The sequence below is a fragment of the Lysobacter sp. cf310 genome (assembly GCF_900114355.1).
Taxonomy (GTDB): domain Bacteria; phylum Pseudomonadota; class Gammaproteobacteria; order Xanthomonadales; family Xanthomonadaceae; genus Lysobacter.
Genome location: NZ_FOSS01000002.1, coordinates 383,226 through 407,110, shown reverse-complemented (window position 1 = coordinate 407,110; position 23,885 = coordinate 383,226). Strand labels below are relative to the sequence as shown.

The 23,885-nt window shown below is 68.5% G+C and carries 12 protein-coding genes and 1 tRNA gene; 7 read left to right on the top strand and 6 right to left on the bottom strand.

Annotation, left to right across the window (positions count from 1 at the left end):
- Positions 1–21: 21 nt before the first annotated feature.
- From pgaD to pgaA, 4 genes are all read right to left on the bottom strand, one after another.
- The gene (pgaD, locus tag BMZ45_RS08465) at positions 22–531 is read right to left on the bottom strand and encodes a poly-beta-1,6-N-acetyl-D-glucosamine biosynthesis protein PgaD (protein WP_091635046.1); all 510 of its coding nucleotides are present in this window, start codon (positions 529–531) and stop codon (positions 22–24) included.
- Positions 528–1,775, bottom strand: coding sequence for a poly-beta-1,6-N-acetyl-D-glucosamine synthase (gene pgaC / locus BMZ45_RS08460; RefSeq protein WP_091635043.1), 1,248 nt, complete (start codon positions 1,773–1,775; stop codon positions 528–530). Before pgaC ends, pgaD begins: the two co-directional genes overlap by 4 nt.
- A gap of 10 nt (positions 1,776–1,785) precedes the next feature.
- Positions 1,786–3,606 (bottom strand): poly-beta-1,6-N-acetyl-D-glucosamine N-deacetylase PgaB, encoded by a 1,821-nt coding sequence (gene pgaB, locus BMZ45_RS08455; RefSeq protein WP_254776605.1) that lies wholly within the window; start codon positions 3,604–3,606, stop codon positions 1,786–1,788.
- A gap of 70 nt (positions 3,607–3,676) precedes the next feature.
- Positions 3,677–5,722, bottom strand: a complete 2,046-nt coding sequence (pgaA, locus tag BMZ45_RS08450; protein ID WP_091635038.1) for a poly-beta-1,6 N-acetyl-D-glucosamine export porin PgaA — start codon at positions 5,720–5,722, stop codon at positions 3,677–3,679.
- Positions 5,723–6,369: 647 nt separating this feature from the next.
- Between pgaA and BMZ45_RS08445 the strand changes: the two genes are divergently transcribed.
- From BMZ45_RS08445 to BMZ45_RS08435, 3 genes are all read left to right on the top strand, one after another.
- The gene (locus tag BMZ45_RS08445) at positions 6,370–7,638 is read left to right on the top strand and encodes a S41 family peptidase (protein WP_175489000.1); all 1,269 of its coding nucleotides are present in this window, start codon (positions 6,370–6,372) and stop codon (positions 7,636–7,638) included.
- 316 nt (positions 7,639–7,954) lie between these two features.
- Complete coding sequence (locus BMZ45_RS08440) at positions 7,955–8,674, top strand: response regulator transcription factor (protein WP_175488999.1); 720 nt, start codon at positions 7,955–7,957, stop codon at positions 8,672–8,674.
- 71 nt (positions 8,675–8,745) lie between these two features.
- Complete coding sequence (locus BMZ45_RS08435; protein ID WP_175488998.1) at positions 8,746–11,067, top strand: ligand-binding sensor domain-containing protein; 2,322 nt, start codon at positions 8,746–8,748, stop codon at positions 11,065–11,067.
- A gap of 21 nt (positions 11,068–11,088) precedes the next feature.
- Here BMZ45_RS08435 and BMZ45_RS08430 read toward each other — a convergent pair whose 3' ends face one another.
- Positions 11,089–12,489, bottom strand: a complete 1,401-nt coding sequence (locus BMZ45_RS08430; protein WP_175488997.1) for a sensor histidine kinase — start codon at positions 12,487–12,489, stop codon at positions 11,089–11,091.
- 964 nt (positions 12,490–13,453) lie between these two features.
- Between BMZ45_RS08430 and BMZ45_RS21595 the strand changes: the two genes are divergently transcribed.
- The 3 genes from BMZ45_RS21595 (at position 13,454) to BMZ45_RS08415 (ending at position 21,750) form a co-directional block, all read left to right on the top strand.
- A complete protein-coding gene (locus BMZ45_RS21595) occupies positions 13,454–20,224 on the top strand; it encodes an ESPR-type extended signal peptide-containing protein (protein WP_175488996.1) in 6,771 nt (2,256 codons plus the stop codon).
- A gap of 160 nt (positions 20,225–20,384) precedes the next feature.
- Entirely contained in the window at positions 20,385–21,215 is an 831-nt protein-coding gene (locus BMZ45_RS08420; RefSeq protein WP_091635020.1) for an OmpA family protein, read from the top strand.
- A gap of 55 nt (positions 21,216–21,270) precedes the next feature.
- Positions 21,271–21,750 (top strand): DUF4019 domain-containing protein, encoded by a 480-nt coding sequence (locus tag BMZ45_RS08415; RefSeq protein WP_254776582.1) that lies wholly within the window; start codon positions 21,271–21,273, stop codon positions 21,748–21,750.
- 333 nt (positions 21,751–22,083) lie between these two features.
- Here BMZ45_RS08415 and BMZ45_RS08410 read toward each other — a convergent pair.
- A tRNA-Pro gene (locus tag BMZ45_RS08410) sits at positions 22,084–22,160 on the bottom strand.
- Positions 22,161–22,356: 196 nt separating this feature from the next.
- Between BMZ45_RS08410 and hisS the strand changes: the two genes are divergently transcribed.
- On the top strand, positions 22,357–23,757 hold the full coding sequence (gene hisS, locus BMZ45_RS08405) for a histidine--tRNA ligase (protein ID WP_091635015.1): 1,401 nt from the start codon (positions 22,357–22,359) through the stop codon (positions 23,755–23,757).
- Positions 23,758–23,885 lie beyond the last annotated feature (128 nt).

The following is a 23,885-nucleotide window of genomic DNA, read 5'->3' as shown; positions in this document are numbered from 1 at the left end:
TTCGCGCCGCCCCTGCAAGCCTTAAGCGGGAATCAGTACCTCTTCGACGGGCGCGAGCACGTTGCGCACGCCGCGCGGGATCGCCTGGGCGTCCATGTTCAACACCACCACGCGGCCGGCATTGAGCGCCGCGCCGATCTCGACGTCCGCGCCCAATGCGCGCGCGATCTCGTCCAGTTGGGCGCTGGGCGGCGCGCCGCGGCGGTCCTTGCCGGAGAAGCGCCAGCGGTTGTATTCGGCCCAGGCGATCAGCAGCACGGCCGCGCACAACGCCAGGCTGGGCAGGGCGATCAGCAGGAAGGGTTCGACGCGGTGCTCGCGCAGGTAGAGTTCGAAGTAGGCGTTGCGGATGCCCAGCACCCACAGCAGGAAGGTGATGACCGGCATCCACAGGTAGACGTACATGCCCCAGAACACCGCGGTCACGAAGCCCCAGGCGGTGCGGCGCAGGCGCGGCTGCGAACGCCGCTTCTGGATCAGGCGCGAGTCGAACTTGGCCGCGGCGTTGCGGCGCTCTTGGGTGGTGTTCATCGGATTCCCCTGTCAGGACTGACCCAGGTCGCGCGCGTGCCGCGGCGCTTGAGCAGCGCCTTGGGCAACGCGGTGACCGTGGTCGCGAAACTCAACAACCAGTACGCCATCGGGTACCAGATCATCCAGTAGTAGTTGCGGCCGACTCCGGTCTCGTAGCGGCGGTCGATGATGATGCTGGCCGCGAACTGCAGCAGGCAGACCATCGCCAGGATCATGCCGTGCCAGGACGGCAGCAGGCTGCGGATGGTCAGCTCCGGCGGCAGCGGCAGGAACAGGCCCAGCGCCCAAAGCAGCATGATGAAGGCCATGGTGTAGGCCCAGACCACGCTGAGCAGGTACTCGGCCATCACCGCCCACATGCGGCGCTTGCGCCAGGACAGCAGGTCGCGGCTGTGGCGCAGCAGCACTTCGACGCCGCCCTGGGCCCAGCGTAGGCGCTGGCGCCACAGCCCCTTCAGGGTTTCCGGCATCAGGATGAAGCACAGCGCGTTGGGTTCGTAGCGGATGTCCCAGTGGTCCATCTGCAGGCGCCAGCTGATGTCGATGTCCTCGGTCACCATGTTGTCGGACCAGTAGCCGATCCGATGCAGGGCGGTGCGGCGGAACGCGCAGATCACGCCGGAGACGGTGAACAGGCGGCCGTACACGCGCTGGGCGCGCTTGATCATGCCGATGATCGAGGAGAACTCGCCGACCTGCAGGCGGCCCAGCAGGGTGGAGCGATTGCGGATGCGCGGGTTGCCGGTGACCGCGCCCACGCGCTGACCCGAAGCCAGGTGCCAGACCATCCAGTGGGTCGCGTATTCGTCGAGCAGGGCGTCGCCGTCGATGCAGACCAGGTATTCCGAGCGCGCGGCCAGCGCGCCCATGCGCATGGCGTTGGCCTTGCCCAGGTTGCGGTCGAGGTGAATCACGCGCAGGCGCGGGTACTGCTGGGCCAGCGCATTGAGTTTCTCGGCGGTGTCGTCGCGGCTGCCGTCGTTGATGGCGATGACTTCGAAATCCGGATAGCGCTGCGCCATCGCCGCGCCGATGGTCTCGTGGACGTTGTCGCCCTCGTTGTGGCAGGGGATCAGGATCGATACCGGCGGCGTGTCCGCCAGCGGCGGCGGATCGGTGCGCGGGCGCGCGTGGCGCTCGCGGCGCAGGTAGTAGTACAGCCCGCCGGAGATCCAGAAGAACGACATCACGATCGGATAGAAGAACGCGAATTCGAACAGGAAGTAGAGGAGGCGATGCATGGCGATCTCCTCACTTTTCCAGGTACGGGAACGAACGCGCCGACAGCGCTTCGCGCGCCGCGGCGGTGTTCGGGATGTCGGCGACGAAGTCGTCCGGGTACCAGCCGATGTGGCGCACGCCCTGGGCGAGCAGGCGACGCACCTGCGCCTTCAACTGTTCGGCCGGAATCGGCCGGCGGTTGCGCCAGTCCACCGTCTGCAATTCGAACAGGGTCTGGGTGAGCTGCGGATCGTGCGCGCGCGTGGCCGCGACCAGGCGGTCCAGCCAGCGCTCGGGTTGGCGGCTGCCTTCCATCCACGGCATCGCCATCAGCGCGGTGTAGTCGTAGGCGCGATTGAAGGTATCCAGGCGCTGGGCGAACCAGGCCTCGCTCTGCGGCTCCAGCACCGGGCGCGCGTAGAGGTTGCGCACGGTCTTGAGCTTGGGTCGCCAGCGTTCGGCGGCACGCTTGAGTTCCAGGGTGAAGTCGATCAGCTCCTGGGTACGCGCCTGCGATTCGGTCGCCGCGCGGCCCTGCAGTTCGGTGTCGCGCAGGTAGGCGTCGTCGTGGAACAGCAGGCCTTCCAGGTAGGAGCCGGCGGCGAGGTCGGCGTAGATGCCGGCCACCAGGCGGCGCACCTCCGGTTGGGTGTAGTCGAGGCGGTAGACCTCGTCGGCGCGCGCGCCCGGGATCGCCAGCGCGGCGCGCTGGGCGGGGTCGGGCAGCTCGTAGCCCAGCACCGGCAACCAGGCGTAGACCACCACGCCGGCACGCGACTTGAGCTGCCAGGCGACGCGGTTGAACAGGTCCGCGCGCATCGGCAGGGCGTGGTTGGGGAAGTACAGCGCATCGGCCGAGCCGTTGCCGTCCGGATCGGCGAAGGCCTGCAGGAACACGTGGCTGGGCGCGATCTGCTTGACCCGTTCGATCAGGGCATCGAGGTTGCGCTCGGTCTGGGCCGGGTCGGCGTCGTAGACCGAGTCCAGGTCCACCTGCAGCGCGCGCACGCCCGTGCGTTCGTCGTCATGGCGCAACTGGTAGGCCAGGTCGCCGACGTTGGGGTTGTTCATCACCAGCAGGCGCGCCAGGCCGTGCAGGTCCGACGGCATCGGCGTGCTGCGGCCTTCCAGGTCGAACGAGACCGACATGCCGAGCTGGTCGGCGATGCCGTTGGTGACGCTGCTATAGGCGGCGTAGGGCCACACCACTGCGCGCGGAGCGCGGCCGAGTTCGCGTTGCAGACGCTGCTTGCTGCGCTCCAGGTCGGCGCGCACGCGCGCGACGTATTCGCTCTCGCTCTCGTAACGCGCGCTGGCCGGGTCGTAGCGGCGGGTGACCGCGGCCGGGGTCGAGTTGCCTTGCGGGTTGGAGACGATGCCGTGGTGCAGGTCGTCGCTGTGGCTGGCGACCTCGATCAGCCCGCTGTCCTGCATCTCGCGCAGCTGATCCCAGGTCACGAAGTCGTCGCCGGTGAACGGACGCGGGCCGTAGTCCACGGTTTCGCCGGCCGGCAGTTCGACCCAATGGGTCACCACCGCCGCCAACGCCGGGTAGTTGTAGGCGCGCAGCAGCGGGAAGGCGCGCGTGTACAGGCTGCGCAGGCCGTCGTCGAAGGTGATCAGCACCGGCTTGGACGGCAGCGCGGCGCCGCCGTTGTTGGCCGCGATCACCTGCGCCAGCGACACCGGGTGATAGCCGTGGCCGGACAGCCAGTCCAGATGCGCGGCGAAGTTCTGGGTGCTGACGGCGTAGGCGTCGCCGTCGCCCTTGCGCGCGACGTCGTCGCGCACGTCGTGATAGCTCAGCACCAGCAGCGGTTCGGCCGCGTGCGCGGTCGCGGGCAGCAGCATGCAGAACACCAGCGCGTACAGCACCAGCACGATCAGGATCAGCCGCGAGGGGCGGTGTGGACGGTTCATCTCATTCTCCCCAGCGGAATTCGGCGTCGAAGCCTAGGCGCTCTTCGCGCTGGCCGTCGTAAACCGGGCGCGACCAGTTCAGGCCGTAGCTCAGCACCCGCCCCAGGGCGAATTGCCACTCGTGTTCGTAGCGCAGCGACGGCACCCAGGCGGTGCCGTAGTCCTGCTGCCAGTAAGCGCCCGACGACAGGGTCAGGCGCTGGCGGAAATGGCGGTCGTAGCGGCGCCAGGCCAGATGATCGAGGCGGATCCCGAACTCCGCCGAGGCGTCGCGCGAGGGATTGAAGTAGGGCGCATCGTCGCGGCTGCCGCGGCCGCTGCCGACGCTGGCCAGGCCGTTGATCAGCAGGTGCGGACGGCTGAGCAGGCGCTGATCCAGCGCCAGGCTGAGCTGATCGCGGTCGTTGCCGTCGTCGTAGCGCCAATGCTGCAGGCTGGCGCTGACGGCGGTGCGTTCGCTGGGGCGGTAGTCGGCGCCGATCTCGTACAGATCGCCGGTGATATCCGAGGCGCGCGCCTGCAGCGAAGCGGCGGCGTCGTTGCGGCTCACGCGTGCGCGCAGAGCGAAGCGGTCGTCGATGCGCCAGCCGGCGCCGACGGCGATCGCGGTGCCGCCCAGGCCGTCGCGGTCGCGGCCGAGGTAGAGCTGCGCGTCGAGACGGTCGTAGGCGTAGCCCAGGCCGACTTCGTTGCGCTGGGCGACGCTGCGGTCGCCCTGGAAATCGGCCCAGCGCCGGCCGCTGCGCGCGAGCAAGCGCCAGCGATCGTCGATCAAGGGCGTGGCGACTTCGACGCCGTACTCGCGGTCGCGGTTGCCCAGTGGCGAGGCACCGCCGCCGTCGCGGTTGCGGCCGCCGGCCGCGTACACGCGCGCCTGCCAGCCGCGGCGCATGTCCCAGCTGCGGTCCATCGAGCGCACGTGGGCTTCGTTGGGATAGCGCGCCAGCAACTGGTCGTGGATCGGCCGGGCCAGATCGTAGCGCTGCAGGGTGGACAGGGTTTCGACCTGGCCGATGCGCGCCTCGACGTTGCGCTCGTCCAGGGTACTGGCGATCGAGAACCGCTCCAGTGCGCGGCTGGGCCAGCCGCGGAACATATAGATGGACCCCAGGGTGGCCTGCAGGTCGGCGTTGTTGGGGCCGATCGCGGCCAACGGCTCGATCATGGCCTGAGCGCCGGGCAGGTCTTCGCCGAAGGCGCGGGCGAGGGCGTAGTTGGTTTCGGCGTCGTAGCGCGGCCAGTTCTCGTAGCCGCGGCGCGCGCCCGGCGCGCGCGGCCAGGGCGCGCGCGCGTCGACCAGCCCGCGCAGCAGCGGCAGGGCCAGGTCGTAGCGTTCGCGTTCCAGCTGTGCGTAACCGAGTTGGATCGGCAGGTCGGGATCCTCTGGATCGGCCTGCACCGCGCGTTCCAGCGCGAGCGCGGCTTCGTCGGGGCGGCGCAGGGTGAGCAGGGAATCGCCGACCGCGCCCAGCGCATAGCCCGGCACCGGATGGCCGCTGTTTTCCAGACGGCGGAATTCGTCGGCGACTTCCTGATGGCGGCCGAGACGGTTGAGCACGATCAATCGGTCGTAGGCCAGGCTGGCCGGCTCGGGCGTGCCGCTGCGCGCGAGATCGGCGCGGTAGGCATCGATCGCGGCGTCGGCGGCGCGCGCCTCTTCCAGGCGGGTGGCTTCGTCGACCGCGTAGAGCTTGCTCCAGACGATGCGCCGGGCCAGGCCGGCGGCGTTGAGGCTGGCGGCTTGTTCGGCGCTGAACGCCTCGGGGCGGGCCAAGTACAGGGTGCGCGCGCGGTCGCGCGCGCCGATGTCGGCCAGGGTCAGCACGCGCAGGCGATACAGGCGCGCGTCGTCGCGGTGCAGGTTGAGGTGGCGTTCGATCAGGGACAGCGCCGCCAGCCAATCGCGGTCGGCGCGCAGTTGTTCGATCTGGGCGTAGGGGATCGCGGCCGCGGACTGACCTTCAGCGGCAGCTACTGACGTGGCGTGTAAGGTTCCACCGGCCAAGACCAAGGCCAGGGACAGCGTGAGGCGATGTAAAGACGGCATGGATAGTCCGTATCCCGTATGACTGGTGGGGGCGGGGCGGCCCCAGAGGTACGACGCTTGAAAATGCGAACTGAGTCACGGTTCCTGGACGCAAAGTCTGTGCCAGAGCTGTACATCTGGAGGATTTTGTTCATTTAGAGCAGGTACTTAGCTGCTGGAGGCCGCGAGGCGGGGGTTGCGGCCCGTTCAGGTTCGGCGCGGGCGGATCGGCGATCGATCGGGCAAAAAAAACCGGCACGTGGCCGGTTTGGGGGACAGGAGCAGAACCTGTCAAAGCGGGGCCGCCTGTGCCGATCCTGGTCGGAGCGGGGGCGGGCATGTCTTAGGGATGATCGCCGCGGCCGATCCGTCGCAGTCGGACCGCATCGGCGCGGCACGCGATCCTCCGTCGCATTCGGTCGGTTCGCTCGCGCGTCCGGCGCCGGCGAAGATACGCGGGCGAACTCCGAAGGTGCGGCTCCGCGGCGCGTGCTTGAGTTGCGGCGGTGCGATCTGCGCCAAACCGGTCTGGCACGACAGATTCGGCAAAGTGGTCGCCGTCCGACGCTCGCCGGCCACGTCCTGCCGCAGCGGGTGCCCACGCCCCTTGAGCGCCCTGGGGCGCGTTGTTAGCGTCGCCCGCATTCCCCGTAGGAAGGAAGCTCCGAGTGACGAAGCGCAGCGCAGTGGCCTGGGTGATCGCAGCCGGTTTGCTGTGCGGGGCCGCCAAGCCCGAACCGGCGACGGACTATGCCGCGCTGTTCGAGCGGGTCTGGAGCAGCGTCGATCAGAACTATTACGACCCGGGTTTCCACGGCGTGGATTGGCAGGACGCCGGCCGCCGCTACCGCGCACAGCTGCGCCCAGTTCGCGACGACGCGGCCTTCAAGGCCTTGATCGCGCGCATGCTGGGCGAACTCAAGAGCTCGCACACTTCGCTGTCGGCGCCGAGCAAGAGCGGCGATCAACGCCGCGGCATCGGCGCGCGTTTCGAACTCGTGGACGGCGTGCAGACCGCGGTGGACGTCTCGCCGTTGAGCCCGGCCTGGCGCCACGGACTGCGGCCGGGCGATCAGTTGTTGGGTTCGTCGGACGAACTGCCCGGGCCGCTGGGCAGCAGCGCCGAGCTCGCGATCCGCGACTGCGCCGGCAGCGAGCGCCGACTGAACGTCGAGCGCGTCGCGATGGGGTGGCCGCCGGAGCATCCGGGCTGGCGCTGGACCCGCTATACGCCGCGCAGCGGCCTGGCGGTGGGCTATCTGCGCGTGGATCGCTTCGACGACGGCGCCGCCGCGCTGGCCGATCAGGCCATGAACGAACTCGCCGACACCCAGGCCCTGATCGTCGACCTGCGCCGCAACAGCGGCGGCAACACCTCGGCGCTGCGCCTGGCCAGTTACTTCATGCCCGCCGGCGAGACGCCGGTACTGGGCCTGTTCGCACGCCCCTATCTGCAAAAGCTCGGCCACGCACCCAGCGCGGACGAAGTGCGCGCCGGCCCCAAGGTGGTCGGCGCCTACACCGACGAGGCCGTGTTCAAGGCCGTGTCCGAGCACGGCGGCGCGGCGGTGTTCCACAGCGACGCCCTGGACGGCCGCCGCTACGCCGGCCGCGTGCTGGTGCTGATCGATCACGAGACCGCCAGTTCCGGCGAAGGCTTCGCCTGGGTTCTGCGCCTGCACACGCCGGCCCGCTTCATCGGCCGCGCCAGCGCCGGCGAGCTGCTCAGCGGCGAGCGTTTCGCGCTCGGCCAGGGTTGGAATCTGACCGTGCCGGTGCATGGCCTGTGGGGCGCCGACGGCCGCGACTTCGCCGATCAGGCCGTGCAGCCCGATCAGGCCGTGGCCTGGACGCGCGCGGACTATTGCGGCGGTCGCGATCCGGATCTGGAAGCCGCGATGGCGAACGTTCTGCAGAATCCCGCGGTCACGGAGTAATCGCCGCCTCGCCAGCGCGCGCGGCGTCTTCATCGATCGCACGCGCGGACGTAGGGCGCGCGATGCCGAGCTTCGCAATTGGACGAAAGTAGTAGAAGGTCCGGGAGTTGCTACGCACGCGACGGCCGCGGCGTGTTTGCAGGTTCGGTCGTCAAGATCTCGAGTTCGCGCATTCGATCGGGCGCTGTGACATCGATCACGGATGTCGCCTCGCTATCGCGAATCGCGCCATGCTACTTTGAACTCACGCGAAAGCAGGGAGCGATGCTCGCGTGTTTTTCAGGAAGCTGGCTCTGGTTTCCGCAGGGGGAGAGTGATGCGCGCTAGCTCGATGGAGGCCGTGCGTCGGCCGCCCACGCTTGCGGTGGTCGAGGACGATCGAACATTCCGGGAAGACGTGCTCCTGCCCGTGCTGACCCAATCCGGATTTTCCGCCGTCGGCATGAATGGCGCGCTGGAGCTGTACCGGTCGATGACCCAGCGTTCCTACGATCTCGTGCTGTTGGACATCGACCTGCCCGATGAGGACGGCTTCAGCATCGCCGAGCATCTGCGCAGCCTGTCGCCGCGGATCGGCATCGTGATGCTGACCGGCTACGACTCCAGCCAGGACCGCATGCGCGGCTTGCGCGCGGGGGCGGACGCCTACCTGCCCAAGCCGGTCGATATGGAAGAGGTCGTGACCACCTTGCGCAATCTGGCCCGATGGGTGATCCCGGACGAGAGCGCGGTGCCGGTCAGCACGCAGGCCAAATGGCGGCTGGACGACAGAGGCTGGTGCATCCTGACGCCGCGTGGCGTCCAGATCGAGATGAACCTGGCCGAGCGCCAGGTCATGGCGATGCTGGCCGCGTCGGCCGGCAGGCCGGTGCAGCGCGAGGCCCTGATCGCGCGCCTGGTCAAGAATGCCCACGACTTCGATCCGCATCGCTTGGAGATGCTGATCCACCGCTTGCGCAAGAAATGCGAGCAAGTCGCGGAGGAAGAACTTCCGTTGCGTGCGGTGCGCAGCGTCGGCTATGTATTGAACTGGTAGTCGCTGGTGTCGGCATCGGGCCGACGGTGGGGAAGGACGGCGTGCGAAACATAGGAGTCTGGCTGCGGTCGATGGTGTTGGCCGCGGGGCTATTCGTCATATGCGCTCCCGCGTCCGCGTTGCCCGCAGGCGGGTTCGACTATCGGATGGGCGCGCGGGCTTTCACCAGCGACGACGGGCTTCCGCAGTCCGGCGCGAACACCGTGGTCCAGACCCGCGACGGCTATCTCTGGGTCGGCACGTTCGGCGGTCTGGCGCGTTTCGACGGTCTGGCATTCACGATATTCCGCGGAAAGCCTGCGTTCGATACATCCGCCTCGGAAGGCCCGCAAGCGGGGCCGGCCAGCGATCGCATCCTGGCGCTGTATGAGGATGACAGGGATTGGCTCTGGGTCGGGACTCAGGACGCCGGGCTGAGCGTGCGTCGACAAGGGGCATTCCATCACCTGCCGGTGTGCGGCGGCTCGTGTCAGATCAACGACATCCTGCAGACGCCCGATCGCACCTTATGGATAGCTACCAGCGTGGGTGTGCTCAATCTGGATCCTGAGCTTGGGCGCGAGACCTGGATCGGTCGAGGAAGCATCGGCTACGCCCGTTTGGCGCGCGACACCCAGGGTCGCATCCACGTAGCCGGAAACGAAGGCTTCTTCGTCGTCGCCGATGGGCGCTTGCGACCCATCCCGCTGCCCGACGGGGAACGGCGGGTACCGGTGCTGAAAACCAGCGGTAGCGGGCTGCTGGTCGGCACGGAGCGCGCGCTCTATCGCTACGATCCCGCGCTAGATCGATGGCAGTTGTTGGGCGTGGCCGGTCCCAAGGCAGCGGTGAAGGATGCGGATGGCCGATGGTGGGTCGCCACGATCTCCGGACAACTGCTGCGCGAGACCGGCCCCGGACAGTGGCGGGACGTGCCCGAACTGTTCGGCCTTGGCATCACCAGCCTGGCTTGGGACAACGAAGGCAATCTATGGATAGGCAGCGGCGGCAAGGGCTTGTTGCGCGTGCGCAAGCCGCTGTTCGGGTTGGTCTCGGCCCCGGGATGGGGCATGAACATGGCGGGCCGCGCGGTGATCGACGATGGCCGCGGCGGGATGTGGCTGGGATCCGCCTGCGCAGGGCTGTGGCATCGGGCGCCCGACGGCGGCATGCAGCGCTATCCGATCCAGTCGGGTCAGGGCAATGGCTGCGTGGCCAGCTTGGTCCTGGATCGCGAGGGCGCGCTCTGGGTGGGAACGGTCGAGGGGCGATTGATACGCGTCGTCGACGGCAAGGCCAAACCGGTCGGAGCCTGGTCGATCGGTAACGCGATCAATGTCTGGCAGCGTGGCGACCGACGTTTTCTCGTCAGCTCCGAGCGTTCCATGTTCGATGTCCGCACCGATGGCGAGGGGCGCATCGTCGGACAACAGCGCATCGCCGCGCTTGAGGGCATGAACGTCAATAACATCATTCCAGCCGCGCGCGGGGGCGATTGGTTCGCCGGCGACCGCGGCGTTTGGCGCGTGGTCGATAACCGGATCGTCGAGCGATGGACGCCTCGGGAGGGGTTGTCCTCCCGCTTCGCGCGTGCCCTGTACGAAGACAAAGAGACCGCCACGCTCTGGGTAGGCCTGTACGGCGGCGGCCTGAATCGCATCCGCAACGGCCAAGTGTCTCGTTACGACAGCCGCAACGGCCTATTCGACGATACGGTGTCGTGCATCCTGCGCGACGAGCGCGGACGTTTGTGGCTGGGCGGCAATCGTGGCGTCACCCTATTGCCGGCGCCACGGCGGGCTGCGGCCGAGATCGAGTCGATCGGCTACACGACCAGCGATGGCCTGACGCCATCCGAGATCAACGGTGGCTACTCGACTCCTTGCCACCGCGATACGCAAGGCAGGCTCTGGTTTTCCCTGGTCGAGGGCTTCGCCGTACTCGATCCCGCGGATTTCCCCGACGTCCCGCCGGCGCTGCTGACGCCTCGGATAGAGCAGGTCATGGTCGATGGACGCATGCAGAGGATCGCCGGGTCGTCGCTGACTCTGGAGCCTTACGCGCGCAGCCTGGAAATCCATTACACCGCCATAAATCTGAGCCGGCCTCGCGAAACCCATTTCCGCTTCCGCCTGCTCGGCTTCGATCCCGGTTGGGTCGACGCGGGACAGAACCGCAGCATTCTCTATCCCTCGATTCCCTGGGGCGACCATCTGTTCGAGGTCCAGGCGCGTACCCAGGGCGGGCGCTGGTCGACGGTGTCGGCCGACCTGCGCGTGCTCAATCCGCAGCCCTGGTATCTGCGGCCCTGGATCCTGATCCTGGCGACCTCGTTGAGTCTGTTGGCCTTGGTGGGCGGTACCCAGTTCGGCGCAAGCCAGATCGGGCGCGGACGCGAGGAACCGGCCGACTGAGAGAGGCCGCCGCGCATCGCTTCAGCGAGCGGCGGCGCGATCGCCCGCAACGGCGACGGCCGCAGACGCATGCGTCGAGCGTTCGCTTACGGTCGCATGCTCGAACGGAATATCCGTGCGCGCCGCTTGCGACGACTCGCGTGCGGGCTCCGCCAGCGGCAGACGGATCCGGATGCGCGTGCCCAGGCCTGGGGCGCTGTCGGCTTCGATGTCGCCGCCGTGATCTGCGACGAAACGACGCACGGTCGCCATGCCGATGCCGGTGCCCCGATCCTTGGGCTTGGTGGTGAAAAACGGCTCGAACAGGCGTGCGAGTACTTCCGGTGTCATTCCGCAGCCGGTGTCTTCCAAACGCAGCGAGGCATGCGCTCCGTCGGCTTCGACCGCGAGCAGAAAGCGGCCGCCCTTCGGCATGGCGTCGCAGGCGTTGCTGGCGATGTTCAACAGCGCCAGCACCAGTTCGTCGCGATCCGCGCTGACCCGCAGGCCGGTGGCGGAGGTATCCAGCGAGACCTGGATCGCGCGCGAGAACATCGGCAGCAGCAATGGCCGCACCTCGTCGATCGCCTCGGCAAGATCGAAGGTGGACACTTGTCTGATGTGGGTGCGGCTGAAGCTGAGCAGGCGTCGAGTGAGCGTGGCGCCGCGTCGGGCCGCGTCGCGTATGCCTGGAAGCACCGTATCGATGGAACCGCCGCGCAGGTTCACCGACGTCGCCTGGCCCAGGATCACGCTGAGGATGGCATTGAAGTCATGGGCGATGCCGGTCGACAGGCGGCCTATGGTTTCCATCTTCTGGGTCTGCAGCAGACGCTCGTAGGCGCGCTCCTTTTCCTCCACCTGGCGCTCGAGCTCCAGGCAGGTCGCGTTGAGTTCTTCGCTGCGACGGATCGCGCGTTGCGACGACAGGATCAGGCGATCGAGGATGGTTACCAGGACCAGGAAGTTCAGGCCCGCCAGCAGCAGGTTGGTCAAGGCGTCCGAGGTCTGGCTGGCATCCGTCGCCAGGCGCAGATCGGTAAGCGTGCCCAAGGTCAGCACCGCCGCATAGGCCAGGGCGGTCCACCACACCGCGGTCCGGCCCAGCAGCAGGCCGGCGAACAGCAGCGGCAGCAGATGGGTGATCTGCAGCCCGGATTGCGCGCGCAATCCGTAGGCCTGATAGCTCATGCCCATCAGGACCAGGCCGCCGATAACGGTAAGGCTGGCCGACAAGCGGAAATGCCCCTTGCGCAGCAGGCACAGGCAAGACAATGCGTATGCGCCGATGACCAGGGTGAGCCAGCTCTCGGTGATCCGGGTCATGTTCTGGGCGGCCGCGTAGGCCCCGATCGTCGCCAACAGCGCGGTTACGACTGCGACCGCGAGCAGCGCCTGCAGGGTCAGCGCATTGCGTCGGTCGTGCGCGGCGCGGGCGGGCACGCGCTGCACCCAATCGAGTAGGCCGTGCCAAACAGACTGGGGCGGTACGCGGACGGTCATCGTGGGCTAGACAGGGAGCGATCGATGGCCGAGGAGCGGAGCGCGCTCGCTCAGCGGATTAGGTACGGAAGGTGGCGGTTATGTGTCTTAGATGACTACCGGTGGTCAGGTTAGCACCGCGCTTTGGCACGCCGACGTGGCACGCGCCGCGTCGGCGGAAAACTCTAGTGGATGTCACATTTTGTGCGGCTCGCTCGGTCGCGGCGAGCGCGGGGTACTCGTTTGATTTCTCACCGTAGGTGAGCATCGGCTAGCTTCGCGTGCGCACTGCGTCGCCGGGCGTCGCCGATTGCGTGTGCGCTCGGGACGATGCAGCCGCACGGACCATCGCCCCGGGCGGTATCGGCAGGCGTGGCGTATGTACTCTCGTCTCCGCCTGTGGCATTCGGCGAATCGATCTCTCGTGCGGCGCCGCCGCGATCCCGCTTCGCTGCGTTCGCATGCGCGAAAGAACGTCGTCGCACTGGCCGATTCGATCGCGCATCCACCTCCAGAGAAATCGCCTTCGCGCCCAGGATTCGTTGGTGAGAAATCGTGCGTGTATTCGCGACTTGCGCTCGCTAACGTTCGTCGCGAACGAGCAGTTGCGCATCTCTTCACGGCGGAGATAGCGCGCTTCGGACCGCCAACAGGATGGGCAGTGCATGAAGCGAATGACCGACGAGCGTGGCGGCGATGCGACCGGATGCCTGCGTCCGGACCAGGCCTGCGACCCCGGTTGTGAAGCGCCGACTACCGATCCGATCCGGTTACGCGTGCCTCCCGGAAGGCGAGGCCGATCGGCGCGCGCGTCGCATCGGCGAGCGCGCCCATCGCGATGTTCCTGCGGATGGTTACGCCAGCGCCGCCACATCGCCTTCATTCCGCAGACCGCCGCATTGGCCTGACTTTAGGGGAACGAGCAGTGAACAAAATCTACAGCGTCGTATGGAGCCCGTCTCTCAATCAGCTGGTGGTGGCCTCCGAGTTGGCTGCGCCGCGCGGCAAGGCGCGCGCGGGCGGAAGGCGGGCCACGGTGTGGAGCTTGCAATCCGGGACCATGGCCGCGCTGCTGGCGATCGGCTGGGTCGGATGGTCGCCATCGGCGCAGGCCCAGGCGGTGAACTGCGATACGGCGCCTTGGGACGAGTACAACGGCACCGCCTCGTGCATGGGCCTCAATTCGGTCGCCTCGGGGATCGGCGCGACCGCGCTGGGTTCGCTCGCGCGCGTCGATCTCCTCGGTGGGCTCGCAGTCGGATACAACTCCTATAGCGCCGCGCAGAACTCGATTTCGCTGGGGTTCCAGGCCTATTCCGCGGGCGGCAACTCCATCTATCTGGGCGCGCGCACCGCCGCGGGCACAGGCGCGCTGTTCGATGGCGCCATCGCCATCGGCACGGACGTGACTGCCGGTGCTGCCCATGCCATTGCCGCCGGTACGCAAGCCAGGTCGACGGGCAACCTGTCCGTAGCGCTCGGCTTCCAAACGGTCGCAAGCAATATCAATACGGTCGCGCTGGGGGCCAGTTCACAGGCCACCGGCGCCGGTGCCAGTGCCTTGGGCACGTTCTCCCAGGCTACGGGAGGGAACGCCACCGCGGTCGGTGTCAGCTCCCTGGCCAGCGGCAATGCTTCATTCGCCGGGGGCTGGGCGTCCGTCGCCAGCGGAACCAATACCGTCGCGATAGGCAGCCAGGCAACGGCATCCATCGATGCGGCCACCGCCGTGGGCAACAACGCTCGGGCGCTGGGCAATAGTTCGCTCGCGCTCGGAGCGCAAGCGCTCGCGTCCGGAACCAGCACGGTGGCGGTCGGACAGGGTGCCGGTGCGGGCTCGACGACCGCCAATACGGGTTCGATCGCCGTGGGCATTGCCGCCGGTACCTTGGTCAGCGGTGCGCAGAACACCGCCATGGGCGGAGGCATTCCCAGCGCGATGCGGGGCGCGGGTTCGGGCGTTACGGGTACGCGCAACGTCGCCTTCGGCAGCGGCGACGGCAGCGTCGCCTACGATGCCACCCTGGACGCTTCCGCGGGCAACCTGGTAAGCGGCAACGACAATATCGCCATCGGCACCAACGCGGGCATCGGCATTGCGAGCAATGCGACGACAGCGATCGGCTTGAACGCGAGGGCGAGCGCGGAAAACGCGCTCGCCCTCGGTACCCGGGCAAGCGCGTCCGGACTGGACGCCGTCGCGCAAGGCACCGGCACCAGCGCGGCCGGCCGGAACGCCGTCGCCATCGGTTTCCAGGCGGTCGCCTCTCAACTCAACTCGATCAATATCGGCGGGCGCACGGCTCCGGGAGCGGGCGCTACCGCGGTGGGCTCCATCGCCATTGGCACGGATGTGACGGCATCCCAGCAATACGCCATCGCGTTGGGCCTTTCGAGCCAGGCCACCGCTACCAACGCCATCGCCTTGGGTCAAAGCGCCGCATCGACGGATCTGAGCGCCATCGCCATCGGGCGCAACAGCACCTCAGGCGCGGTCAACGCGATAACCCTGGGTGTCGATACCAATGCGACCGCCGTTAACGCCGTGGCCATCTCGGCCTTGGCCCAGGCGACCGGCCTCAACGCGCTCGCGATCGGGACCGGGGCCAACGCCAGCGCCGACAACACGATCGCGATGGGCCGTTCGGCGCTTGCGGACTCGGCCGACGCCGTGGCAATCGGCAACGATGCGACCGCCACCGGCGGCCGCGCGGTCGCGATCGGCGCCGGCAACTTCGCCAGTGGCAACGGCGCGGTCGCAATCGGCGATCCCAATACCGCCACCGGCAACGGCGCGGTCGCGCAGGGCTTGGACAACACCGCCACCGGCAACGGTTCGATAGCGATGGGCAACACCAATATGGTCGGTGGCGGCGGCCAGGCGGTGGGCGTGGCGGGCACCGCGGCACAGGGCGCGGTCGGCATCGGCTACCAGAACACCGTGGTAGGCCAGGGCAGCATCGCCCTCGGCAGCACCAGCCGCGCGCTGGCGGCGGGCGCGGTCGCGTTCGGCGATACCGCCGTGGCCAACAACGCGCGCGACGTGGCGCTGGGCTCGGGCTCGGTGACGTCGACCGCGGTCGGCACGGCCAGCACGACGATCGACGGCGTGAGCTACAACTTCGCAGGCACCACGCCGACCAGCACGGTCAGCGTCGGCAACCTCGGCGCCGAGCGCACCATCACCCATGTCGCGGCGGGCCGGATTTCCGGTGCTTCGACCGACGCGATCAACGGCTCGCAGCTGTTCGCGACCAACCAGTCGATCGAAAACCTCAGCAACGAGGTCGAAGCCAACGCCATCCACTACTTCAGCGTGAACGACGGCGGCGTGGCCGGCGGCAATTACAACAACGACGGTGCGGCCGGAACGAATTCGATCGCGGTGGGACGCGATGCCGTCTCGACGGTGCTGGATGGCGTCGCCATCGGCCGCGGAGCTTCCAATCAGAACTCGGGCGGCACTCTCGGTGCGACGGCGATCGGCGCTTCGGCGTTGACCAACCAAAGTTATACGACCGCCATCGGTTTCCAATCCCAAGCGGGTGTGATCGGATCGGTCGCGTTGGGCTCGCAGGCCTCGTCGACGAATGCCTACGCCATCGCCATCGGCGGATCCGGCACCGGGGCGGGAACGAGCGCGGCCGGCTTCGGCTCGATCGCCATCGGCGGCGGCGGCGGGACGCCGCTTACCGGTGCGCCGGCCTCCGCAACGGGCCCCCGCGCCATTGCGATCGGGCAGAACACGACGGCTCTGACCCAATCCGTCGCCCTGGGCTACCGGGCCACGGTCGGCAGCGCTTCCTCGGTCGCGATCGGCGACGCCTCCACGACCGGCGCGACCGGCGTGAACGTGGCCATCGGCAATCTGAGCAGCGCCAACGCCGGCAGCGCCGCGGGCGGCGCGGTGGCGATCGGTCGGTCCAACACCGCCTTCGGCGACGGCGCGGTCGCGATCGGCGACCCCAGCTTCGCCAGCGGCACCGGCGCGTTCGTCGGTGGCGCCAACAACATCGCCAACAGTGACGGCACGACCACCGCCACGGCCGCCAACCAGGCCAACGGCGCGGTGGCGATCGGCAACGGTAACCGCGCCATAGGCCAGGGCAGCGTGGCGCTGGGCAACGGTTCCGCGGCGGGCGCGGCCGGCATCGCCGGCAATGTCGCGATCGGCAACGGCGCCAGCGCGACCGCCAGCGCCGGCGACATCGCCTTGGGTTCGGGTTCGGTGACGACGGCCGCGGTGGCGACCACCGGCACGACGATCGACGGCGTGAGCTACAACTTCGCTGGCACCACGCCGACCAGCACGGTCAGCGTCGGCAATCTCGGCTCCGAACGTACGATCACCAATGTCGCGGCGGGCCGGATTTCCGGTGCTTCGACCGATGCGATCAACGGCTCGCAGCTGTTCGCGACCAACCAGTCGATCGAAAACCTCAGCAATGTGGTCGAAGCCGGCGCCACGCACTACTACAGCGTCAACGACAACGGCGTGCAGGGCGGCAACTACGCCAACGACGGTGCGACCGGGACCAATGCCTTGGCGGCGGGCGTGAACGCCAGCGCCAGCGGCAACCTGTCGGTGGCCGTCGGCTTCAATTCCGCCGCCGCCGATCAGGGCGCGGTGGCGGTGGGCGTGAACTCCGATGCGACCGCGGCCTGGACCACCGCGGTCGGCGACACGGCGACCGCGAGCGGCCAGTTTGCGACGGCCGTGGGCAACAACGCCCAGGCCGGCGATCAGTTCTCCAGCGCGTTCGGCGCGAACTCGGCCGCCTCGGGACGTGCGGCCACCGCCATCGGCCCGAACGCCGTCGCCTCCGGCGCCAGCGCCGTCGCCGTGGGCGATACCTCGCGGGCGTCGGGGGTTTCGTCGGCCGCGTTCGGCCGCGGCTCCAATGCTAGCGCCCTGGGCGCGTTGGCGATGGGACCGGCTTCGTCGGCCAGCGGGCGCAGCGCCACCGCGCTAGGCGACAGTTCCTCGTCCAGCGGCGAATACGCCACGGCCCTGGGCGCGGGCGCGAACGCCGGCGCTCCGCAGGGCGTCGCTCTGGGGTCGTTCTCGGTGGCCAATACCGCCGCCGGCGCAGCAGGCTACGACCCCGTCACCGGCCTGCCTTCCACCGACACCAGCAGCACCTGGGTCAGCCGCCTGGGCGCGGTGAGCGTGGGCAGTAGCGGCCAGACCCGCCAGATCACCAACGTGGCGGCGGGTTCCACCGACACCGACGCGGTCAACGTCGCCCAATTGCGCGCGCTGTCGCAGGAAGTAACGGCCGGGCAGACGCACTACTACAGCGTCAACGACGGCGGCGTGCAGGGCGGCAACTACGACAACGACGGCGCCACCGGTCTGAATTCGCTGGCTGCGGGCGTGAACGCGACGGCCGGCGGCAGCGGCTCCGTCGCCATTGGCGCCGGCGCGACCGCGGCCGATGCCAACAGCGTGGCGCTGGGCTCCGGCTCGGCCACCGCGGCCGCCGTGGGGACCTCCAGCACCACGATCGACGGGACGACCTACAACTTCGCCGGCGCCACGCCGACCGGCACGGTCAGCGTGGGCAGTCTCGGCGCCGAACGCACTATCACCAACATCGCGGCGGGCCGGATCTCCGGCAGTTCGACCGACGCGATCAACGGCTCGCAGCTGTTCGCGACCAACCAGTCGATCGAGAACCTGAGCAACGTGGTGGAAGCCGGCGCGACGCATTACTACAGCGTCAACGACGGCGGCGTGCAGGGCGGCAACTACGCTAACGACGGCGCCACCGGCCTCAATTCCCTGGCCGCAGGTGTGAACGCGGCGGCCAGCGGCGCCGGCTCCGTGGCGATCGGTTTCGGGGCGACGGCGGCGGATGCGAACAGCGTGGCACTGGGGTCGAACGCAGCGACGGCGGTCGCGGTGGGCACCTCCAGCGTCGTCATCGCCGGCACCAGCTACAACTTCGCCGGCACGACCCCGGCCGGTACCGTCAGCGTGGGCAGTCTGGGTGCCGAGCGAACCATCACCAATGTCGCCGCGGGCCGGATTTCCGGCAGCTCGACCGATGCGATCAACGGTTCGCAGCTGTTCGCGACCAATCAGTCGATCGAGAACCTCAGCAACGAGGTCGACGCCAGCGCGACCCACTACTACAGCGTCAACGACGGCGGCGTGCAGGGCGGCAACCATGCCAATGATGGTGCCACCGGCCTCAACGCGCTCGCGGCGGGCGTGAACGCGGCGGCGGGCGGTGCGGGTTCGGTCGCCATCGGCTACGGTGCGACCGCGACCGACGACGACAGCGTGGCGCTAGGCTCGAACGCGTCCACGGCGGCGGCGGTGGGCACGGCGGGCATCGTCATCGGCGGCACCAGCTACAGCTTCGCGGGCACCGCGCCGGTCGGGACCGTGAGCGTGGGTAGCCTGGGTTCCGAGCGCACCATCACCAACGTGGCGGCCGGCCGCGTCTCGGTCGACAGCACCGATGCGATCAACGGTTCCCAGTTGCATGCGACCAATCAAGCGATCGCCAATCTCAGCAACACCGTCAACGCTTCAACGGCGCACTACTACAGCGTCAACGACGGCGGCGTGCGCGGAGGCAACTACAACAACGACGGCGCTAGCGGCGTGAACTCCGTGGCCGCCGGCGTCAACGCATCGGCGAGCGGGCAGGGCGGCGTCGCGATGGGTGTCAACAGCGTCGCTTCCGGCACCGGTTCGGTGGCGGTGGGCGCCGGTTCGCAATCCACCGTCGCCGGCGGCGTCGCGCTGGGTGCGGGCTCGGTCTCCAACACCGCGGCCGGCGTCGCCGGCTACGTGCCCCCGGGCGCGACCGCTGGCCAGACCGCGGCCATCGCGGCCACCACCAGCACCGCCGGCGCGGTCAGCGTGGGCGATGCGGGCAATGGCGTGTACCGCCAGATCACCGGCGTGGCCGCGGGCACCGCGCCCAGCGATGCGGTCAACGTCGCCCAGCTGCAGGCGGTGCAGAACCACATCAACGCCACCGCGACCCATTACTACAGCGTCAACGACGGCGGCGTGCAGGGCGGCAACTACGCTAACAACGGCGCCACCGGGGTCAACGCCATGGCCGGCGGCGTGAACTCCAGCGCCAGCGGCAACAACAGCGTCGCCATCGGCGCCAATACCAGCGCCACGGCCAACGATTCGGCGGCGCTGGGCGCTGGCTCCAAGGCCACCCACGTCAACAGCGTCGCCGTCGGCAACGGCTCGGCCACCACCGTCGGCGCGCAGACCAACTACAACGCGGCCTACGTGGGCAACAGCAGCTCGACCGGCGAGATGAACATCGGCGGACGCACCATCACCGGCGTGGCGCCGGGCATCGCCGGCACCGACGCCGTCAACGTCAATCAGCTCAGCTCGGGCGTGAACTACGCCATCAACCAGGCCAACCAGTACACCGACGCCCGCCTGGCCCAGTTGGACAACGACGTGTGGACGATGGAGCGCGGTTATCGCGGCGCGACCTCGTCGGCGATGGCCATGGCCGGTCTGCCGCAGGCCTACCTGCCGGGCAAGAGCATGCTGGCGGTGGGCTTCGGCGGCTATCAGGGCGAGTACGGCATGGCGATCGGTCTGTCGGGCATTACCGACAACGGTCGCTACGTCTACAAGGCGCAGGCCAGCGGCAACACCACACGCGATTGGGGTTTCTCGGTGGGTGCCGGAATTCAGTGGTAATCCTCCGGGGGCGGCAGGCCCGCGCAACGCCGACCCCGGCGTGGCCTGCCGCTTCATTTCCCCACGAATCCGCGGCGGATCTGCCGGAGTCGAAAGCGATCTCCAGAGCGTCCGTCCAGCCACCGAAGTCTAGAGACGACAGATAAGAGGCGACTAAGGCATGGTCATCAGGAACAGTTCGACGCGGACCGCACGGTTCGCGCTATGCGCCCTCATCGCGGCAATCGCGCTGACGGCATGCACCCGCCATGTCAGCCGCGGTATCGCGCCGGACGCGCGAGCGGATGAGGTCATCTTTCCGTCCACCGACGAGATCGTGCTGAAGGAAGGCACCTTTCCCAACCGGGACAACTTGCGCCAGATCGGTCCGGGCGTCACCAAGGACCAGCTGTACCACCTGATCGGCAGGCCGCATTTCCGCGAGGGCTACTCCGCCCGCGAGTGGGACTACCTGTTTCATTTCCGCCAGGGCGATCGGATCGTCAGCTGTCAGTACAAAGTGATATTCGACCAGAGCTATCACGGTCAGGGCTTTCACTGGGCGCCGGCCGCTTGCCTCGACTCGCTGAAGACGGAGGCGACGAGCGCCGCGCCTGCGATCGCGGGTGAGCCGAGGCGCTTCCAGCTGTCCGCCGATGCGTTGTTCGCGTTCGCGCGTTCGGATGCGCAGGACATCCAGCCGCGGGGCCGTGCGGAACTGGCGGCTATCGCCATCCAGCTTAAGGGCTCGAAGGCGACCATCGTGCAAGTGATCGGGCACACCGATCGGATCGGCAGCGAAGCGGCCAATCTGGCCCTGTCGCAACGGCGAGCGCAGACCGTGCGCGCCCTGCTGATCGAGGAAGGCGTGGCCGAGGACAGTCTCAAGGCGCAAGGGGCCGGGGAGTCGGAACCCGTGCAGCAGTGCGCCGACGCATTGCCGAAAGACGAACTGGTGGACTGCCTGCAACCCAATCGGCGCGTGGAAGTGCTGGCCTGGGGCCTGCAGTAAGACCGCGCCTCTTCTCTCCTGATGTACGACCCAGAACTTTGATAGAGGTGTTCGGATGAAAAGCGGTCTTTCGATGATGGGTGTCGCCCTGCTGCTGGCGACCGGCGTGGTGGCTGCGCAACAGGCTCCCGCAGCGCGGTCGGCGGCACCTCAGGCGACGGCGCGCCCGGCCCCCGGCGCGGTCGACCCCAATGCGATCCGCGATGCGGGTTTGCGCGTGGCCACGGCGGTGGATGCGGGGCAGGCGGCGCAGCTTTGGGACGAAGCCTCGGTGGTGACCAAGAAGACCCTGAGCCGCGAGGCCTTCGTCGCCGGCATCAGCAAATCGCGTCAGCCCCTGGGCAAGACCCCCAACCGAAGCTGGCTGTCGGTGCGCCGCCAGTCCGGCGATGGCTCGGCCCTGCCGCCGGGTCTGTACGCCTCGACCGAGTTCCTGGCCGAGTTTCCAGGCAAGCCGCCCGTACGCGAGTTGGTGTCGTTCCGGCTGGACGAGGACGGCAGCTGGCGTTTCGCCGGTTACGCGGTGCAGCCGTAGCGAACGCGCGTTCGGCGGGCCGGCGGCGAAAGCGTCGCCGGCCTGAGCGGGCCTGGATGCGGCGCGATGGGGCGGTCCTCAGGCCCTCGCTTCGGGTCTGGATCGCTCTACCGGATCGGATGGGGCTTGGCGGCAGACGGCCAAGGCCGTACCCGCGTGAAAGCGCCATTTGCGGCGCTTGCGCCTGCCCGCAGGGCGCGCGGCCACGCTCGCGGGCGACCCTTCGGGCGCTGGGGGCGGCACGCCCGGTGCCGCATCGATCGACCCCGTGGCCGGATTCGGCCCACAAAAAAGCCCGAAAACGTAAGTTTTCAGGCTTTTTCCGTTTTCAGTTGGTCGGGGAGACAGGATTCGAACCTGCGACCTCTACGTCCCGAACGTAGCGCTCTACCAGACTGAGCTACACCCCGACAGCTGAGCCGACAATTCTAGCGGCACCGATCGAGGCGAGCAAGAGGCAGGCCGCAATCCGTCGCGCGAGCCCGCGCAGGCGCCGTTCCGGGTGAGGGTGCGGCGTACGGGCGGAACGTTAAACTACCGGCCTTGCGTCCACTCGGCGCGCGCTGCGGCGTGCCGGGCCGGCGCGTCTTTCCTCCGGAGTCCCGCTTGATCAAGCCACGCACCCCGCCCGGCGTCATGGAGCTGCTGCCGCCCGACCAGATCGCGTTCCAGCGCATGCTGGATACGATCCGCCGCAACTTCGAGCGCTTCGGCTTCCTGCCGGTGGAAACGCCGGTGATGGAACTGTCGGAGGTGCTGCTGACCAAGTCCGGCGGCGAGACCGAGCGTCAGGTCTACTTCGTCCAGTCCACCGGCAACTTGAACAAGGCCGCCGAGGGCGGTGGCGAGGGCGTGCCCGAGCTGGCGCTGCGCTTCGACCTGACCGTGCCGCTGGCGCGCTACGTGGCCGAGCACGAGCACGAGCTGGCGTTCCCGTTCCGTCGCTATCAGATGCAGCGCGTGTACCGCGGCGAGCGCCAGCAGCGCGGCCGCTTCCGCGAGTTCTACCAGTGCGACATCGACGTGATCGGCAAGGACAGCCTCAGCGTGCGCCACGACGCCGAGATGCCGGCCGCGATCCACGCCGTGTTCTCCGAGCTCGCGATCGGCAAGTTCACCATCCAGCTCAACAACCGCAAGCTGCTGCGCGGCTTCTTCGAGGCCCAGGGCGTGGCCGACGCCGAGCTGCAGGCGCGCGTGCTGCGCGAGGTCGACAAGCTCGACAAGCGCGGCGCCGACTACGTGCGCGAAACCCTGACCGGGCCGGAGTTCGGCCTGGCCGCGGACGCGGTCGCGACCATCCTGGAATTCGTCGCGGTGCGTTCGAACTCGCATGCCGACGCGATGGCGCAACTGGACGCCCTGGGCGAAGGCAACGAATCGCTGCGCACCGGCGTGGCCGAGCTGCGCGAAGTGCTGGAGCTGGTGCGGGCGCTGGGCGTGCCCGAGGCCAATTACGCGCTCAACTTCTCGATCGCGCGGGGCCTGGACTACTACACCGGCACCGTCTACGAGACCACCCTGGACGACTACCCGCAGATCGGATCGATCTGTTCCGGCGGCCGTTACGAGGATCTGGCCAGCCACTACACCAAGTCGCGCCTGCCGGGCGTGGGCATCTCGATCGGCCTGACCCGCCTGTTCTGGCAGTTGCGCGAGGCCGGCCTGGTCGACACCGCCGCCAGCACGGTGCAGGTGCTGGTCACCCAGATGGACAGCGCGCACCTGCCGCACTGCCTGGCGGTCGCCAACGAGTTGCGCCACGGCGGCCTCAACACCGAAGTGGTGATGGAGCCGTCCAAGCTGGGCAAGCAGTTCAAGTACGCCGACCGCGCCGGCATCCGCTTCGTGGTGGTGCTGGGCGAGGACGAAATCGCCAAGGGCGTGGCCACCGTCAAGGACCTGCGTCGCGAAGATCAGTTCGAGGTCGCGCGCAGCGAGCTGGCGCGCACCCTACGGATCGAGCTGGAGCAGGCGCGGGTCATGCCGCAGGCCGTGTCCGAGTGAGCAATCGAGGCGCGAACGGCGTCGGCGTCGCGGGTGGTATGGCCGCGTCGCTGTGCGTTCGCGCTGCTGGATCGCGGTGCCGGACGCGCGGGTGCGCGTCCGGATTCCGCTACGCGGTGCGTCGTCGG